At 58.3% G+C, this 17,564-nt stretch carries 19 protein-coding genes; 11 read left to right on the top strand and 8 right to left on the bottom strand.

The window, feature by feature from the left end; translation table 11 throughout:
* Positions 1–84: 84 nt before the first annotated feature.
* From JXR15_RS04030 to JXR15_RS04020, 3 genes are read left to right on the top strand one after another with little or no spacing between them, the layout of a single operon-like run.
* Positions 85–2,061, top strand: coding sequence for a secretin N-terminal domain-containing protein (locus JXR15_RS04030; RefSeq protein WP_422051942.1), 1,977 nt, complete (start codon positions 85–87; stop codon positions 2,059–2,061).
* A 46-nt stretch (positions 2,062–2,107) separates the two neighbouring features.
* On the top strand, positions 2,108–3,574 hold the full coding sequence (locus tag JXR15_RS04025) for a GspE/PulE family protein (protein ID WP_422051941.1): 1,467 nt from the start codon (positions 2,108–2,110) through the stop codon (positions 3,572–3,574).
* Entirely contained in the window at positions 3,571–4,785 is a 1,215-nt protein-coding gene (locus JXR15_RS04020; RefSeq protein ID WP_422051940.1) for a type II secretion system F family protein, read from the top strand. The genes JXR15_RS04025 and JXR15_RS04020 overlap by 4 nt, the downstream gene beginning before the upstream one ends.
* Before the next feature lie 2 nt (positions 4,786–4,787).
* Here the strand turns inward: JXR15_RS04020 and JXR15_RS04015 are convergent, their stop codons facing one another.
* Positions 4,788–5,261: a type II secretion system protein N gene (locus JXR15_RS04015; protein ID WP_422051939.1), complete on the bottom strand. Its 474-nt coding sequence runs from the start codon at positions 5,259–5,261 to the stop codon at positions 4,788–4,790.
* 108 nt (positions 5,262–5,369) lie between these two features.
* On the opposite strand from JXR15_RS04015, the gene JXR15_RS04010 reads away from it, so the two are divergent.
* Positions 5,370–5,876, top strand: coding sequence for a tetratricopeptide repeat protein (locus tag JXR15_RS04010; RefSeq protein ID WP_422051938.1), 507 nt, complete (start codon positions 5,370–5,372; stop codon positions 5,874–5,876).
* 14 nt (positions 5,877–5,890) lie between these two features.
* Here the strand turns inward: JXR15_RS04010 and gspM are convergent, their stop codons facing one another.
* The 7 genes from gspM to gspG form a co-directional block, all read right to left on the bottom strand.
* Positions 5,891–6,388 (bottom strand): type II secretion system protein GspM, encoded by a 498-nt coding sequence (gene gspM / locus JXR15_RS04005; RefSeq protein WP_422051937.1) that lies wholly within the window; start codon positions 6,386–6,388, stop codon positions 5,891–5,893.
* A complete protein-coding gene (gspL, locus tag JXR15_RS04000) occupies positions 6,385–7,578 on the bottom strand; it encodes a type II secretion system protein GspL (RefSeq protein ID WP_422051936.1) in 1,194 nt (397 codons plus the stop codon). Before gspL ends, gspM begins: the two co-directional genes overlap by 4 nt.
* A gap of 70 nt (positions 7,579–7,648) precedes the next feature.
* On the bottom strand, positions 7,649–8,551 hold the full coding sequence (gene gspK, locus JXR15_RS03995) for a type II secretion system minor pseudopilin GspK (RefSeq protein WP_422051935.1): 903 nt from the start codon (positions 8,549–8,551) through the stop codon (positions 7,649–7,651).
* Between the two features lie 29 nt (positions 8,552–8,580).
* Positions 8,581–9,264, bottom strand: a complete 684-nt coding sequence (locus JXR15_RS03990; RefSeq protein WP_422051934.1) for a type II secretion system protein GspJ — start codon at positions 9,262–9,264, stop codon at positions 8,581–8,583.
* On the bottom strand, positions 9,264–9,629 hold the full coding sequence (locus tag JXR15_RS03985) for a prepilin-type N-terminal cleavage/methylation domain-containing protein (protein WP_422051933.1): 366 nt from the start codon (positions 9,627–9,629) through the stop codon (positions 9,264–9,266). The genes JXR15_RS03990 and JXR15_RS03985 overlap by 1 nt, the downstream gene beginning before the upstream one ends.
* Positions 9,626–10,081 (bottom strand): prepilin-type N-terminal cleavage/methylation domain-containing protein, encoded by a 456-nt coding sequence (locus JXR15_RS03980; protein WP_422051932.1) that lies wholly within the window; start codon positions 10,079–10,081, stop codon positions 9,626–9,628. Before JXR15_RS03980 ends, JXR15_RS03985 begins: the two co-directional genes overlap by 4 nt.
* Positions 10,066–10,515, bottom strand: coding sequence for a type II secretion system major pseudopilin GspG (gene gspG / locus JXR15_RS03975; protein WP_422051931.1), 450 nt, complete (start codon positions 10,513–10,515; stop codon positions 10,066–10,068). The genes JXR15_RS03980 and gspG overlap by 16 nt, the downstream gene beginning before the upstream one ends.
* Positions 10,516–10,673: 158 nt before the next feature.
* Here gspG and JXR15_RS03970 point away from each other — a divergent pair, with 158 nt between their 5' ends.
* The 7 genes from JXR15_RS03970 (at position 10,674) to JXR15_RS03940 (ending at position 17,555) form a co-directional block, all read left to right on the top strand.
* Positions 10,674–11,426, top strand: a complete 753-nt coding sequence (locus JXR15_RS03970; RefSeq protein ID WP_422051930.1) for a prepilin peptidase — start codon at positions 10,674–10,676, stop codon at positions 11,424–11,426.
* Between the two features lie 82 nt (positions 11,427–11,508).
* Complete coding sequence (locus tag JXR15_RS03965) at positions 11,509–13,110, top strand: SEL1-like repeat protein (protein WP_422051929.1); 1,602 nt, start codon at positions 11,509–11,511, stop codon at positions 13,108–13,110.
* Positions 13,107–14,297 (top strand): SEL1-like repeat protein, encoded by a 1,191-nt coding sequence (locus JXR15_RS03960; RefSeq protein WP_422051928.1) that lies wholly within the window; start codon positions 13,107–13,109, stop codon positions 14,295–14,297. The genes JXR15_RS03965 and JXR15_RS03960 overlap by 4 nt, the downstream gene beginning before the upstream one ends.
* A gap of 152 nt (positions 14,298–14,449) precedes the next feature.
* Positions 14,450–14,896, top strand: coding sequence for a hypothetical protein (locus JXR15_RS03955; protein WP_422051927.1), 447 nt, complete (start codon positions 14,450–14,452; stop codon positions 14,894–14,896).
* A 46-nt stretch (positions 14,897–14,942) separates the two neighbouring features.
* Positions 14,943–16,121, top strand: coding sequence for a hypothetical protein (locus tag JXR15_RS03950; RefSeq protein ID WP_422051926.1), 1,179 nt, complete (start codon positions 14,943–14,945; stop codon positions 16,119–16,121).
* 91 nt (positions 16,122–16,212) lie between these two features.
* Positions 16,213–16,887, top strand: a complete 675-nt coding sequence (locus tag JXR15_RS03945; RefSeq protein WP_422051925.1) for a sulfotransferase family 2 domain-containing protein — start codon at positions 16,213–16,215, stop codon at positions 16,885–16,887.
* Positions 16,875–17,555, top strand: coding sequence for a hypothetical protein (locus JXR15_RS03940; RefSeq protein ID WP_422051924.1), 681 nt, complete (start codon positions 16,875–16,877; stop codon positions 17,553–17,555). The genes JXR15_RS03945 and JXR15_RS03940 overlap by 13 nt, the downstream gene beginning before the upstream one ends.
* The last annotated feature ends 9 nt before the right edge of the window (positions 17,556–17,564 follow it).

Below are 17,564 nucleotides of genomic sequence, written 5' to 3'. Positions count from 1 at the left end.
CTTCCGCTATAAAGTCCCAAAGAGGCAAGGCGGCCTAGGTTCGATCAACGGATCAGGTGACAGCCCGTGACAAGAGAGCAGGTCATGAAACTATTTGCACGCCCAAGCCCCCGGCGGGCTGTGGCATCGGCAATTGTCGGTGTGGTTGTCAGTGTTTTGGCGTGTTTTGCTGTTGGTGTCGGCAAGGTCCAAGCGCAGGTGTCGCTTGATTTGCGCGACGCGGATTTGCGCAGCTTTGTGGAAATTGTGTCCGAAAACACCGGCCGCAGTTTTGTGGTGGACCCCGCTGTGCGCGGCACGGTGACCGTTCTGGCCCCCAATCAACTCACGGCAGATGAACTTTACGAAGTTTTCCTGTCTGTACTGGAACTCAACCGCCTAACCGTCATTGAGGGTGCTGGCGCGGACCGCATTGTGCAAATGAACACAGCTCGCGGCTTGTCCTCCGGCGATACGGATGGTGTGTCCTCCGGGTATGAGACCCGTGTTATTCCGGTGCGCCATGTCCCGTTGCAAGAGGTGATCGAAGTGGTGCGGCCATTGTTGCCGGCTGAGGCGGTGATCACGCCAGTTCCGGGCGCAAAACTTCTGATCCTGTCTGATCGCGGATCTAACCACGCGCGCATCACCCGCCTGATCAAACGTCTGGATCAACCCCGTCGCGCTGATCCAATCGAGATGATTCAACTGCAAAACGCACAAGCTGGCGATGTTTTGCAGGTCGTGCAATCCATGGGTATTGTGCCGGATGGTGCGTCCGTGAGTATTGACCGGCGCTCTAATGCCTTGGTTGTGTCTGGCCCAGACGAGATGCGCCAACGTGTGCGCCTTTTGGCCAGCCGCCTCGATACTCAACGGCAAAGCGTAACCAGTCGCACGATAGCTCTGAATTACGCGGATGCGGCTGCGATTGCTGATGTGGTTTTGCGCACCCTCAACGCTGGCGGCGAATCCGCGCAACAACAAGTGCGTATTGTGCCGGAACCTCAGACAAACACTCTGCTGGTGTTTGGCCCGCAAGACCGCATGTCCGAGATCACCCGCATTGTGAAATACCTCGACCGCCGTCCAACGCAGGTGTTGGTGGAGGCCGTGATCTTTGAGATGACCGTGGACGGGTTTTCCGACCTGTCCGTGCAGTTTGCAGCGGTCCTGAATGACGCTCTGGTCGGCGGTGTGCAATTTGCCCTACCGGGTCGCACAAGCCTGATCAATCTGGTTTCCGCAGTCTCCAACGGCAACGCGCCTGATCTGGGGCCAGCAGGTGTTCTGGGCGGCGGGACTTACAATGAAAGCAGCGGCAATGGCATCGCCGGCCTGATCACTGCCATCGCTTCGGTGAATTCGACCCGCCTGTTGTCCACCCCCTCGATCCTCACGCTGAACAATCAAGAAGCAGAGATTGTTGTGGCGCAAAACGTGCCTTTTGTGACCGGCAGCTACACTTCTACCGGCGACGGCGCCAACCCGGAAAACCCGTTCCAAACCATCGAGCGTCAGGACGTCGGCCTGACATTGAATGTCACGCCACAAATCAACGCTGACCGCACCGTGCGCATGGTGATCAAACAAGAGGTCTCCAACCTCACCAACTCCACCTCGACCTCCGGTGGCGAAATCACCGCCCGTCGGGCTTTGTCGACAACGGCGTTGGTGCGAGATGGCAATGTGATTATGTTGGGTGGTCTGCTGGAAGACGGCTCCGGCGCGGTAAACCAACGGGTGCCTGGCATTTCCAATCTGCCATTGGTTGGCGGCCTCTTCCGAGGCAAAAACTCCACAAAAAATCAGCGTGTGTTGTTGGTTCTTTTGCGCCCACAAGTGGTCAGCAATGACGCCGAAGCCCGTCGCATCACCAAGAACATGACCGACAAGGCCTATGCAACCAGTGCTTCCATTCAGCCGTTGGATGAGGGAGGCTATCCTCGGGCGGACCAACGCCTGTTGCCCTATGACGGGGCGGATTTGAACCAACCTTTTGACGCCGGATTCATCGATGCGTTTGCCCAAACCCGCAACTTCCCACCGCTTCCAAGCCGTTTGCGGTTCAACGGAAACTGACTTGGGCGTGCCAAAGCACTCCGAGGTGGGGAAAGGGTAGGGCGCGATGGGGACATCACACAACCGTTTGCCGTTCAAATTTGCGCAGGACCATCAAGTCCTACTGGACGGCACGCGCATATTGGCGGGCCCCGCTGCCAGCGCCCTGGGTATCAAAGAGGCGCAGCGTCGGGCTGGATTGGCAGGCGTGTCTTTTCAGCAGTTGGCGCAATCTGAATTTGAGGCCGCGCTGGCGAAATTCTACGACGGATCTGAGGCCGAACAAGATGCCGCTGCAGGCGACGAACTGAGTTTTGATCTGGAAGAGGCGGCTTTTGCATCGCGCCAACGTGACCTTTTGGATGAACCTGGCGATGCGCCGGTGATACAGCTGGTCAACCGGCTGTTGCGCAAAGCGGTTCTGTCCAACGCTTCGGATTTACACGTCGAGCCCCATGAACATGGGTTGCGCGTGCGCATGAGAGTCGATGGCTTCCTGCAGGAAGTCATGGACCGCGCCGACGTGCCTGTGAAACGCATTGTGTCGCGGCTCAAAGTCATGGCCGGTTTGGACATTTCTGAAACCCGCCTGCCACAAGACGGCCGTATCGCGCTCTCCCTTGGGGGGCGCATGATCGACACCCGCGTGTCCTCCCTGCCGGGCCACTACGGCGAACGCGTTGTGCTGCGTATCCTGGACCGCTCCGCCGGCCTGATGCCTCTGGCTGATCTGGGCTTGTCCCAAAAACAAGAGGCGCTGTTGCAACGGATGGCGTCCTTGCCCAATGGCATCATCCTCGCCACCGGCCCAACAGGTGCCGGCAAGACGACGACGCTCTATTCGCTCCTGCAACTGGCTGACCACGAAGAGCACAACATCGTCACCGTTGAAGACCCGATCGAATACGATCTGCCCGGCATCAGCCAGTCTCAGATCAACGCAGACATTGGCATGACCTTTGCCGCCGGCCTGCGCGCCACTCTGCGTCAGGACCCGGATGTCATTTTGGTGGGCGAAATTCGTGACCCTGAGACCGCCTCCACCGCCGCACAAGCCGCGTTGACCGGCCACCTTGTGTTCTCCTCTCTGCACGCCAACAGCTCCGTTGGTGCAATTGTGCGGCTGCGAGACCTGGGTGTGGACAACTTCCTGATCGCCGCCACCATGCGCGGCGTGATTGCACAACGTCTCCTGCGCCGTTTGTGCCAAAAATGCTGTACGCCACACACCCCGACAAGCGATGACACCTCCCATTTCACCCGACACGGTCTGCCAATCCCCGACATACTTTATGAGCCTGCGGGCTGTGAGGCCTGCGCCGGGACCGGACACGCCGGGCGTATGGGGATTTTTGAAATGGTAGAAATTGGCGAAACCCTGCGCGCTGCTATCGACCGTGCCGCCACAGAAACCGAGATGACCTCCCTGTCGCTCTCCGCAGGCGAAACCTTGATTGGTCAAGGATTGCTTGCGGCCTCCGCCGGGGACGTCAGCCTGTCTGAAACCCTGCGCGTTGTCGGAGACGTGGCGTGAAGGCCTACGCCTACACCGCCTACACCGACGCTGGTCGGCGCAAAACAGGCACTATTGTTGCCGAAACTGAGGCGGACGCCTCCGCCCAGCTTGCCAAACAGGACCTGTTTGTCTCCGAGATCGCCGAGACATCTACGCGTGCTACCAAGAGCACGCTGAACCTCACCCGCCGGTCCCGCTTGAATGCGGATCTGCAGTCTGTGTTCACCCGCCAAATGGCAGTGTTGCTGGGAGCGGAACTCACCGCAGAAGCCGCGCTTGAGGCCGTGCGCAGCGGCAGTCACAGCACTTTGGACACCGTCGCCGCGCAGGCCCGTGCCGCTTTGATGGAGGGCACCACGCTTTCTGACGCATTGGTGGAAACAGGCGCAGGTTTTCCGCCCTATTATCTCGCCGCGCTTAAAGCGGGCGAAGACGCGGGTGAGTTGGCCACTGTGTTTCAGGAGCTTGCTGATCATCTGGAACAACTTGGCACCGAGAAGGCCGAAATCGCCACGGCGTTGATCTACCCTGGCTTTGTCGCCGCCGTCGCGCTGCTGGTCTGCGCCATTCTGATGACCAGCGTTGCCCCCGAAATTGTCTCGATGTTCGAGTTGTCCGGCCGCCCCTTACCGCCGCTGACCCAACACGTACTGGCGGTGAGTGATTGGATACAGGCCAACAGCTATGTGATCCTGGCGGTTCTGACCGCTCTGACCATACTCGGGCTGATCACACCGCATGTCCCGGCCCTAAAGGACGCGCGCGACAATCTGCTCCTGCGCTTGCCCATCACCGGCCGCTTGATCCGTCTGTCTGCCGCTGTGCAATACATGCGCACGCTTGCGCTGGTTTTGGGGGCGCGTCACGCGGTGCTTAGCGCCGCAGACAATGCCAAAGACGTCCTGGTTGTCAGCGCGTTTCAAACCGAAGGCGCAGAGGTGGCCACCGCCGTCCGCCAAGGCGAAAGCCTATCTTCCGCTCTGTCAAAGCTGTCGTTTCTGCCCCCTGTTGCCCGCCAACTGATTTCCGCAGGTGAAGCCTCCGCACGGCTCGCCCGTATGACAGACCGTGCCGCAACCCTGGTGGAGCATCGTCTGTCCACGGAACGCAAACGCATTGCCGCCCTGTTAGAGCCGCTTTTGATGATGTTGGTGGGTGCGCTTGTGCTCACAATTGTGCTGGCTGTCTTGTTGCCGATCTTTGATCTGCAAGCGGTTGTGGCGGGGTAAGCCTAGTCCGGAAACGCCATCAGTTCCGGGTCATCGCCATCCCGGGACACCCAAAGCCCCTGTTCATTGATTATGGCTACTTCCACATTGGGCGCCAACACATCGCCAATGCGCAAAAGCCTATCTCCGGTGGGATGGCCCACGATGGCCCAAGAGTTCGCCCCGTCCCGCACCATACCTTTTAAGGTGTAACCGAGACTGGACAGCGGCGGTTTGGCTGCCTTCGGTGGTTGCGGCTCTTCTTTTGGCGTGGGCGGCGCGGCTTGCGGGGTGGGCGGCTGGCGTTCCCCAAACAAGGCTGTCCACCGGCGGGGCGGGCGTTCTGCTTGGGGAGTGGCGGCTTGCTCAACCGGCTGACTTTGCTCCGGAAGCGTTAAAAGTCCGGGTGGCGCGCGCAATTCTTCCGCCAGCCGCCAGCCTGCCCAAGCGGCGACCCCGAGGCACACCAAGGTGCACAAGCCAGCGATCAGTCGCATAAATGCCCACTCCCAACAGTCCAAACCTCTGCAAGATAGACGCAGGGTCGCGATTATGCTAAGCTATTACAAATAACAAAAAACAACAATCTTGAGCAGGTACCAACCATGTCTTTCGTTCTCCGAACCGGTCTCGCCGGTCTGGCGCTGATTGGATTGGGCAGTTGCGGCGATGAAATGGTGTCGCGCAACAGCTTTGAAAGCCAATATGCCGTCGCCAGAAACGCGCTTGAAGGCGGGCAATATGACCGCGCGCGCCGCAGCTATCAGAAGCTTCTGCAACAGTCCGGCCCCCTCGCGCCGCGTTTGCAGTTGGAATATGCCCACACTGAGCTGAGAGCGGGCAATTATGAGCAAGCCGCACAAATCGCTTCGTCTTTGGCCCGCAGCCAAAAGGGCTTGGCGCGCAGTGCCGCCTTGGCCGTGCAAGGCACCGCCCAGCATGAATTGGGGCTGAAGCAGCTGTCTGAAGGCAATACCGCCGCAGGTCAGCAAAATCTGACCGCCGCCAACAACGCCCTGCAAGAGGTGCTCAAATCCAATCCGGATCTCGATCCCCTCGGTGCCATGGCGGGACGTCAGGCCAAGATCTCTTCGCGCTTGAAACGTCTCTAACTCAGCGTGATTTGCTATTTCTGATAAGGCCGTAAATCGAGCCAGGTGGACACCACACCTGGCTCTTCGGTGTCTTCAAGGCGAAATGCCACAATCTCATACCCCCATTCCGGATGGGCGGACCGGAGCCAGGCCGCCAGCTTGAGAAAATCCACGCGGTCAAACTGGAGCTCAACCCCGTCTTCGCCATCGGCATCCAAAACGGTGACTGACCGGCGCAACTGCGCTGCGATCAATCCCTGTTCAATGCCTCCGGACCCAATAGGCGCGCCGATGGTTTGTCGCGGCGCCGCACGGGCCAGAACCGCCATCTCAGCAGACTGATCTGATACCCAGCGCTGCAGCGCAAGCGCCTCTAGCTGGGCTTGCTCGGCTGCTTGCCGCCGGTCTTGCAGGGGCAAGACAACCATAAAGGCCACAGACACCGGCACCACCAACCCGAGCAGTAGCGCGAGCAACACCCGTTCGCGTCGGGTCAAGGTTAATAGAAAGTTCAATACCCGATCGCTCATTGGCTTACTTCCCTGGGCGTCACCCGAATTTCCGTGCGCACCCCAGCTTGCCCGTCACTCACGCGGCTTTCCTCAAGCTCCGCTTCCATCGCATCGGTTTGCAACGCCGCCGTCAACCGCTCCGCACTGGCAAAATCCGGCAGACGCACAACCAGCAAAAGCCCGTCTTCTTTGGCGTAACTGACCAATTCTGGCACCGCCTTGGCCGCATCCAATACCGCGCCGACATCTGCTGTCATATCCAGCACATCCAGCTGTTCCGACACACCGGCGCGCGCCTGTCGCAGCTCTGACAAGGTACGGCTGACTTGGGACCGCACATCCAGAATAGGTCCATTTGGCACAAACTCTGCCCGCACCTGCGCTTGCGTTTGTGACGTGAGATCAGTGGTTTGCGCTTCGATGCGGTTGATCGCCACCAGCTGGCTGGCCGACCATAAGATGACCGCCAATGCCGCCGCCAAGCCGGTCCACCGCCATGGCAAAACCCGCCGAGCCAACCGAGTTCGCGCCGCCATCGGGTCTTTGCGCAAATCACAATTCAATTCGCCATGCGACAGGATTTTTGGCGTCTCCACCCCAAGTTCGGCCAAGCTCTGCACATCTGTCACAACCGGTACGTCATAGGACTGCGCCAGCATACTGAGAGTGCCCACAGGCGCTCCCTGCCACAGAATGGCTTTGGGTCTAGGCCCGGTTGCCAATTCTTTGGACATCAGAGCTTCTAAAACCTCCGGCAACGCGCTGAGGCCTTCCTCCGGTCCAAATCGCGCCATCACCAAAGCGGCGCCATCCGCCTCGGACTGGCCCAAGGTCCAAAGGCCCTTTGTGGTTGGCAAAGACAGGTAATCTGGCAGCACAGCCTGACATTCCAGATCCCGCCAGGTGGCCATCTGTGCTTGATCGCACACAAACACACGCGACCAGCCGTCATCGGCATCGCCAAGAGCGCAAGGACGCATGTCCTCCGCGGTCCCAATACCCATTCGATCTGCGAGTTGGCGTCGAGCCACCTGTTCCCGCGCCTGCCCCCGCAGCGACTTTGGCAGGTCGAGGTCGATCTGTGGCACCAAATGACCAGGTACCAAAACCACATGTCCTGACGCCAGCGTGCTGTCACCAAACCGCACAAAACGGGCAGGCTCCGTTTTTGCGGCGACAGCATTGGTTTTCTTAGCAAGGGTCAGCACTTGAGCTCCAGTCACATCCGGTGTCTGCAAAATGCAGTCCCAAAGCCCGAAGTGCAATCCTGCTGTTGTTTCATGGCCTTGTTGTGATCCGCCAATCCGCGGTCACGCCAACTGGCAGGCTCTGCCGGTGAAACATAACACTGCGCTGGGCGGAATGGGTGTCAACAGTTGTCGCAATCTCCGCGCGAAACCATTCTGAGCCCACAGACAGTTGGTCGGGCAACAATTCTGGAACGGGTGCGCCCGGATCATCGCTGTCCGGAGCAGACATGCCAACAGCCAGCAAAAATTCATCCACCGAGGCAAACGGTGTCTTCGCTCTGTCGCGTAAAATCTGGTTTTGGGCGGCTGCGGTCAGATTGGGTAAAAACGCCTTTAACACCGCCTCGGATGCCGTGTTCACGTTGAGCGGGCTGTCCCCAGGCAGGGCTGTCACCAAGTCCATAATCCGGTCGCGGTGGCGTGCCGCAAATCCGGGCACATGTGCCAATTGATCCGCCATCAGCAGGGGGCCGGGCACCGGTGCCTCTGACGGCGTTTTGCGTGCCCAGGGGGACGGGTCGGACAGCTCGTCGCTGGCAATCAATTCCCGCACTCTTTGCGCTGTCTGAAGGGGGACGCTCTGTTGATTCATCAGCCGACCAAAGGCCTCATGCGCGGCGCCAAACTCCGGATTGCTGAGCCAATTCAGGTTAAACAGACCCTGTTGATCGGTCACTTGTCCGGTCACAGTGCCCCGCATCAGGGGCATCTGCTGCACAGGCTGCCCCCAAGCCTCACCAGTGTGATCCACTGCTCCTAAATCACGTTCCAGAAGCGTTTTTGCCAAAGCCTCAAACGCGTCCAGATTGAGTTCCACCTGCGTCGCAACCAGTCCGGCTTCCAATTGCTCCCGACCGGCATCCGCACGTGCCAGCAGGAAAATGGCGACCGCCGACAGGGCAGCGACCAGCACAAGCGCATTGACAAGCACGTACCCTCTATCGGACGACCGCGCGCGCCTCATTTCAGCGCCTCCAGGATTATGATCTCGCCGTGGGCCTCCGTGACCAAAGTGATCTCAACCCCGTCGGGCAAATCGCTGGAGTAAGCGGTAGTGGCAATCGGGCCGCCATCGGCATCCAGCGCACCCGGTTCGGTGACTGCAGCGATTGGCAGGCGCAAGCCGTTGACCCAGCCAAACTCCCCCCAATAGCTGCGCAATCGTATCTCTTTGACGCCGTCCAAAATGATCACGTCTGGGCCAAGCGCCGCGGCGTTCAATGGTGTCAAAGTTGCCCACTTTCGACGCAAAAACAGACCCGAATTAGGCTGAAACCGCCATTCCACGCGGTGCAACACCGGTTGGGGCTGCATCTCTGGCCGCAGAACAGGCTGCCCCCCAATTGACAGAGAAAATCCCTGGGCTTCTTCCGTAAGTGCGGATCGGATTGGGCCGCCGTCTGGAGAGAAAAACGGCATTGGCACCGCACCGGACAAATCGGTCCGCAACAGGCTCATTGCCCGCGCCAACTCGACAGAGGCCTCGCTGCGAACAGTCATGTCGTCGCGCAGCCGCAACATGCCGGTCAGCCCCTGCGTGCCCATCACCGCCACCAGGGCAAACAAGGCAAGGGCCACCACAAGCTCAATCAAGCTGAGCCCCTGATCGCTTTTTGAAAAACCCTTTCGCGGCGCGGACCCCATCACTGCCCCCCCGCAAGATAAACAACCAATTGCGCACCTTCCCCACTGTTGGCGCGCGCCGTGACCGCAACCTGCGCTAGTCCAGCGGCGGTGACCGCCACATCTTCGTCGATCACAAACGTCAGGCCACCGATGGTCACGCTGGCTGGAAGGGATGCGGTCATACCGTAAAGCTGGCGTTCTGCCACGCGGTTTTGCGCCGCCTGCCGCGCCAGTATTCGCGGTGTTTCCCCGCCAATGGCCACACGGGATTGGTCTGCTGCGCGGATCGCGGCAATACTGCCTAATGCCAGCACAAAAATCGCGATGGCAAGTTCAACCAGCGTCAGTCCGGCGTCCTTGCGGGACTTATGCTTCGCTGTCACTCGCACGTCAGCCCCGTAAATCCATCAGATCCGCAGCGGCGCACATCCCCTCCGTCCGAAAACACAATCGAGAACGCCGTGCTCTGGCCGTTTGCCAAAAGCACCAGATCCGGTGTGTTGGCAATTGCAGAAGGACCGTTTGTGGCCGCCGTCACCCGCCCTCGCCAGGCGATGACCCGCTCGGACACCTCCCAGCCTGCATCCGTCCGTGTTGCCAGCTTCATTCCTTTTGGGCTCAACTGTATGCCGCGTGTCTGGCTGCCGGTGATGGCCAGTTGCTGCAAACTATCAAAATTGCGCTGAAACAGAGCCTGATCTGTCTCTGATCCGCCCCCTCCACGCCCCACCGACAGGCTGACTCCGGCAGCCAAAACCGCCAAAACCGCGACCGCGATCAACACTTCGATCAGGGAAAACCCCTCGGTGGATTTGCGGCTTATTGGGTGCTCCATGACCCAATATCCGCGTCCGCGCCTGTGCCGCCGGAAACCGCGTTGGCGCCATAGCTGAACACGTCAAAATCGCCATGCACACCGGGGGACAAATATTGGTAAGGCTGGCCCCAGGGATCAATTGGCAGGCGGTCCATATAGCCATTGGTGGCCCAGTTTGCCGGCGCCGGATCGCTGCTTGGCTGTGTCACAAGCGCCTCAAGACCTTGTTCCGTAGTAGGATAGCGGAAATTGTCCAGTCGATAGAGGTTCACCGCGCTGACAATGGCGGCAATATCCGCCTGCGCCCGTGCGGCGCGTGCCTGATCCGGCCGGTCAATCACCCGCGGCACAATCACCAGCGCCAATACAGACAGGATCACCACCACAACCATCAGCTCCAACAGGGAAAAACCGGCGTCTCTATGGGAGTCTTGCGCGTTTGTGGAAGGCATGGATGACATCAACTGGCTCACTTTGTTCGGCGCCATGATACCGGCAGCCGTTAAGGTTTGTCTATTCTCCCCATACGCGAGCGCTCCGGTGTCAGGCAATGGACAATGCGGGCCAAAGCGCGCAAAAGTGTGCCACTCACAATCATCCGGGCCCGTCAGTGATCGATCCAGTGTCTTTGTTTCTATTGCTCGTAGGCCCCGCAATTGGGTCTTTCCTTGGCGTGTTGTTAGATCGTTTGCCGCGCGGTGAAAACGTGGTGCGTCGCCGCTCTTTCTGCCGCACCTGCAAGACAAACCTGCGTGTGCGGGATCTTATCCCGCTGGTGAGTTTCGCTCTGAACAAAGGCCATTGTCGTCATTGTGGCACATCCATCCCGCCTTGGGCATTCTACCTTGAAATAGGCGCGCTGGGCGCGGCGATATTTGCGGTGATCGCGGCCGCCACGCCGGTGGAGGCCGTTTTCTCGGCGGTCTTCCTATGGCTTCTGTTGGGCTTGGCATTTGCGGATGCGCTCTGGATGCGGTTGCCGGACCCGTTGACTGCTACGTTGCTCTGTTGGGTGCTCGGCTGGGCTTATGTATCCCCCGTGCAAGAGCTTTCGCTTGCTGTGATGGGCGCAGCATTGGGCGCGTGCAGCTTTCTGTTGTTACGCATCGCATACCGGATGCTGCGGGGACGCGAAGGGTTGGGCCTTGGGGACGTAAAACTGATGGCGGGTCTGGGTGCTTTTGCGGGGCCGTTTGATCTGCCCCTTCTGGTTCTCGCTGCCTCGCTGTCTGGTTTGCTTTGGGCCCTCGTGTGTCTGAGATCGAAGCCGGGTCTTTCCACAAAAGCGATCCCCTTTGGCACAATGCTCTGTTTCGCTGCCGGCCTGTTGTGGTTGGCGCGCGCGTCAGCATTGCTGATCTAGGGGGTGCGGTTTAGGGTATGTCCAACACTCTTTCGCGGCAGCTCAGTTTAAGCGCCCAAAAAACAAACACTTGGAAGGCTCCATGCAGTATTCATTCCACGCCGCGACTCTCTTGTCTCTCGGTCTTGCGACCTTGGCTTCGGTCGGGCACGCCGAACAGGCAACAACCTTCAAGCCCGTGGTCGGGGCGCCGGCGCAAGACACATCTCAGTCTCCTGCGCCGCTGACGCCAATGCAGGACATCGAGGCGGCCTGGACGCAGAATGACTTTGTCTTTGTGCGCGAACAGCTGCGCCGCCATGTCGAGACCAAGGATGAGCCATTGGCGCAGTACCGCTACGGCCGCGTGCTGCTCGAAGCGATCGGCGGCCCCCGCGATCTGGAAGGCGCAGCGTTCTGGCTGGAAAAAGCGGCACGTCAAAAATACGCGGCTGCCGAAAACCTTCTGGCGCGCCTGTATTTGTCTGCCCCCAAAGACAGCGCGCTGCATCACCCGGATCGTGCCGTCAAACTGTTTGCCAGCGCCGCTGCACGCGGCGTGGCGGAGTCGCAATATTACATGGGTATCATCCACCGCGATGGCATTGCGGTGGATCCAGATGCAGAGGGTGCTTTCAACTGGTTGCTGGCGGCTGCAGAGCAAAACCACCAAGAGGCGCAACTTGCGGTGAGCCGGGCCTACGCGCGTGGCGACGGGGTTGATCAAAACGCAGACGCGGCGGTGCAATGGCTGACCCAAGCGGCTGAGAGCGGCCATGTTCAAGCGCAGTTCAACTTGGCGCGGGCTTATGATGAAGGGCGTGGTGTGCCCCAGGATCGTGCCCTTTCTTTGAAATGGCTGACCAGCGCGGCAGAAGGCGGACATCTTCTGTCGCAACGGGCACTTGGGCGCCGCTATCTCACCGGTGATGATGTGGCTGCCGCGCCGGCCCAGGCGATGACGTGGTTGTCTGCCGCCGCCAAACGCGGAGATGTGGTGTCCATGACGCTTTTGGGCGACGCCTTTGGGGGCGACTATGGCATTGCAAAAGACCCGGAAAATGCCTGGGGTTGGTACAACAAAGCCTCAAATGCCGAATACGGCCGTGCCACATATGCAGTTGCCGACATGCTGGCGCGCGGCGATGGTCGCCCCTTAGATCTCGCGGCGGCGGTCAAGTCCTACCGCATGGCCTTGGCGCAGGGATATGCGCCAGCACAGGTCGCGCTAGGTCAACTGGCGGGGCAGGGCAAACTCGACGGGTTGATTGCCCCGCACACTGCGGTTCCATGGGCCGTGTCTGCTGCCGCCGAGGGCGACACCGCGGCGCGGGATTGGTTGCAAAAACAAGCAGAGGCCGACATCCGTCCGGCACAAACCGCCTGGGCCATCTGGCTGGCGGAGCAGGAGAGCAAACCGGATGGTGCGATGCCGTTTTTGCACAATGCTGCGCAAGCGGGCGACACAGAGGCGCAGTTTCGGTTGGGACAAATGCTGACGCGCGGCGAAGGTGGTGAACAGGACTACGTTCAAGCCCACGCCTGGCTCAACATCGCGGCCACAGGCGGCCACTCGAAGGCGGCAGATTTGCGGGCGACGGTCACCACATTGATGACCTCACAGGAGGTTGCAGAGGCGCAGTCCATCGCACGTGCTTTTTTTGAAGAGGCCGCCAATCAGCTGCCAAAAGGTGTGTCGCAATGACGTGTCGCCCCCATGTGTTTACTGCCGCCTGTCTGACTGCCGTCAGCCTGCTGGCCACACCCGTTGTGTCCCAAACCGATAGTCCTCCCGCCTCACAAGCCGCGACACCAGACACACCGCAAGCGCAATACGCGCTGGGCATGATGTACCACACCGGCGACGGCGCGCTGCAAAACTTCGCCACTGCGGCGACTTGGTTTCAAGCCGCTGCGCAACAAGGCTATGCCCCGGCGCAAAACCGTCTGGGCCAGTACCTCTTTTCGGGCCATGGCGGGCACTCTGACCCGAAGGCAGGTCTGACCTGGCTCAAAGCCGCCGCAGAGAGCGGCGATGTCGACTTCCTGTTTGATTTTGCCAGCGCGCTGGAAACAGCCCCCGCACCTTTGGCGGATTCCGCCGCCGCGGCGCAAATCTATGCCAAGGCGGCAGAGCAAGGCCACTTGGAATCCACCGTGAGTCTGGGCGTCCTGTTTCAGGATGGCGTCGGTTTGCCCAAGGACCTGACGCGGGCCAGGCAACTGTATGAGGTGGCCGTCGCCCAAAACCACGCCCGCGCCCAAAACAATTTGGGCCTGCTCTATGTGCGCGGTGATGGTGTGGCGCAGGACTATGAGAAGGCGGCAACCCTGTTTTCCGCCGCGGCAGAGCAGGGCCTGAAGGTGGCCATGACCAACCTCGGCGTCATGTATGACAACGGCTACGGCGTGCCTGTGGACGCGGCCCATGCTGCCGAGCTGTATCGCCAAGCGTCCGGCGGGTCCGTTGCAGAGCGCGACCGAGCCAACACCGAACCGCTTTATGATCCGCGACTGACGCCACCTGACACCAGCGAAGACGGGATGCAGCTCATGCAGCGTGGCGCGCAGGCGGGTGATCCGATTGCCCAGTTTCAGCTGGCCTGGGTGACCCTGTCTCAGTCCGATTTGTCGCCGGATCAGAAAACCACCGCCGCCACGCTCATGACTGCCGCCGCACAGGCCGGGCTTGCGCCGGCCATGGTCAATCTGGCCTGGCTCTATGCGCGTGGTGACGGCGTGCCTCAGGACTATGTTTTGGCGCAAATGTGGGTGATCAAGGCGGCCCGGTCCGGCCATCCCGGCGATTCCGATCTGGCGCGTTTTCTCACCTCTCAAATGACAGTGGATCAAGTTGGTGAAGCCCAACAGCGTGCTTCAATCTCCAGATAATAGGGGCACAAATCGTTAACAAAATCGTGGAAATCTCAATTTGTGACGGTGCTTTTGCGGCCAGTCTCTTGAAAAAAGCCGGAAAAATTACAAAACCGTTCCTTTTCACGAGAAATTGTATTAAGATATTTCGATGGCAAGCTTGGTAAGCTTTGCCGCTTCCTCATGACCAAAGCATTGGTGTTTTAATGCGACGATTCTCTGCTGGCGCAGCAATTTTGTGTTTTTCCCTTCAGGTTGCCGTGGCGGCAACTCCGGAGCCTGTCCAACTGCATAACTCGAATGCAGTCTGGTTTGAAAACTGGATTGGGTTAAGCAATGCAACTTTGTCCGTGACCGCTCCCAACGGAGAAACGTTCGAGGTGTTTGCCGCCTCTGGAACACCTGTTTTTCAACTGTCTGGCCGGGACGTTCAAGACGGTTACTATCGGTACGAGTTACGCGCTGCGACTGAGGAGCAGAAGAAAATCATCAACGCCACCAATCAAGGCCGTGGCGATGCACAGCGTGACTCAATTGCTGTGCCTTACTATTCCACCGGCAATTTTTTGGTGGAGCGTGGGGTGATCGTAACCCCGGAAGACATCAAAGAGGAATGATCGGCGGTTGTTTGACCGGCTGGTATTAGCGAACAGGACCATAGCTATGAAACACACAAAAAAACTTCTCGCAAGCGTGGCAGCCATTGGTCTGGCTGGAAGCGCATATGCAGATCAGGTTTTTCTCGATGACCTGATTGTCGAAGGCAGCGCCTGTATTGGCATTGACTGTGCCAACGGCGAGAACTTTGGCTTTGACACCATCCGCCTGAAAGAGAACAATCTGCGGATCAAGTTTGACGATACGTCTACAAGCGCGAGCTTTCCCAGCAACGACTGGCAATTGACCGCCAATGACAGCTCCAACGGTGGCGCCAACAAATTCTCCATCGACGATACAACCAATGGACGAGTTCCATTTACTGTTGAGGCAAATACACCAACCAACGCCCTCTTTGTTGAAGACACTGGGCATGTGGGCTTCGGTACCAACAACCCTGTCGTGAACTTGCATGCGGTGGAAGGCAACACGCCAACTTTGCGTCTTGAGCAAGACGGCTCTTCTGGCTTCACGCCCTACACCTGGGATATGGCTGGCAACGAAACCAACTTCTTTATTCGGGATGTGAACGGTGGCAGCGCCCTGCCTTTCCGCATTTTCCCAGGCAACAGCAACGATGATGGTTTGGTTATTCGGAACAGCCGCGTGGGGGTTTACACGGATAACCCGCAATCTGCCCTGCATGTTCGGAAAACTGACGGCACCGCGGCATTGCTGGTAGAGGAAGCCAGCACTACTGCCGCAGCACGTACGCTAATGACCCTGAGCAACAATGGTAGCGCGAATTTCGAACTGACCGATACTTCGGTTGCCGACGCTGCAAACACTGGCCGTACGTGGAAGATGAAAAATACCGGCGGTAAGTTCCTGTTGACCACATTCCCCGGCGGGCCTGGCGAAACAGAAATGGCACTTGACCAAGACGGAAACTTGACCATCTCCGGTGATTTTTTCGCATCCAGCGGTACCCAGTTGAGTGTACCTGACTATGTGTTTGAGGATGAGTATGATCTCATGCCTCTGAGCGAAGTTCGTGCATTCATTGAGGAAAACGGCCACCTTCCGAATGTTCCATCTGCAGGAGAAATTAACTCCACTGGTCTGAACATGACCGAGATGCAGATGAACCTTCTGGAGAAAGTCGAAGAACTGACGCTGTACACATTGGAGCAGGACCAGATCATTCGTGAATTGAATGAGCGTCTGAACGACCTGGAAGGCTGATCAGACCCGCTCCAGGGCGCAATCAAAGTTTTGAAACGGGCCACTGGCCCGTTTCTTTTCGACAGGTTCAGGGCACAAAGGGTCAAATTCAGTGATCTCAAAAAGCCACCGCTTTATCTATCTGCACGTGCCAAAAACCGGCGGAAACGCGATCCAAACAGCGCTGTTGCCAATCAGTGAGGACGCGTCTTCTAGAGCGAGGCATCAAGATGGCGTGGATAGATTTGGGATCACGGGCCCACGCACGCCACGAAAGCATGCGCTTTTGTCAGAGTACAAAACCCGTCTTGGTGAGCCATTGGAGCAGTACCGGGTGGTCATTTCGGTTCGGCACCCATTCCCCCGCGCTTTATCGATGTATTTTTCACCAGGGCGCTGGTTGAAAGAGACGTCAATCGGAGAGTGGGAGCCGCAGGAACCACAATGGAATGAACATGACTTCCTCTCACTAATTCAGGATCGTAAAAAACTGCGACCCATTGTGGACTTTCTAAAACTGGGAGGCGTATCGCATACGCCCGACGTTACGCTTCGCCATGAAACACTACACGACGACTACATGACGATGTGCCGCGAGTTTCAGTTGCCGTCCAAAGTCGTGGCTTTGCCCCAGGTGAACCGGTCCTCCGTGAGCAGAAGCGTCTTAAAGCGCCTTTTGGAAAGTCAAATTCTGAGGGATGCTACCGAAAGCGCATTTGGTGAAGACATGTCCCATTTTGGATATGACACTTTTCCTGTTTTGGGGCGAAAAGCGTGGCCATTGTAAGCTTCAAACACAACTTTATCTTCCTGAAGACGGCCAAGACCGCCGGCACCAGTGTGGAGGTGGATCTCAGCCCTGTTGCGGGTTCAGACGCGGTCGTAACGCCAATTCTGCCACCTGAACCTGGGCATCATCCGAGAAACTACGCTGGCGAAGATGGAGAGCCTCAGTTTTATAACCATATGACAGCGGCCATAATGCGGGACGCTCTGGGGGCGAGCCGTTTTGACTCAATGTTCAAATTCTGCATTGAACGAGAGCCAGTTTCAAAATGCATCAGCCGGTTTCACATGCTGCGAAATTCAAAGCGTCATAATCGACGCGGGTCCTACAAACTGAGCTGGGAAGAGTTTGTGCAGAAAGGGATTTTCCCTATCGACGTCAGCAGGTACGCGATCGATGGTGATCGCGTAATTGATCGGATTTTGCGGTATGACGAACTTCCATATGCTTTGGAGAATTTGATGAGGGAATTGGATGTTCCTGATTTCAAATTGACGACAAACGCAAAGAGCACCTTTTCGCAAAATGTCCTGATCACCCAAGACGACGTCACAGACGCGCAAAAAGACATTATCTACGAAGCCTTTGCGGAGAGCATAGAGCTCTCCGGAATCGATTGGAGCAGAGCCCCCAGGACGCTTGAGCAGCTTCAGTCAAGCAATGAGTAGAGGCGCGTT

The sequence above is a fragment of the Shimia sp. genome (assembly GCF_049116215.1).
Classification (GTDB): domain Bacteria; phylum Pseudomonadota; class Alphaproteobacteria; order Rhodobacterales; family Rhodobacteraceae; genus Shimia.
Note: the sequence above shows the minus strand (reverse complement) of the source record. Positions and strands in the feature narration are given on the sequence as shown.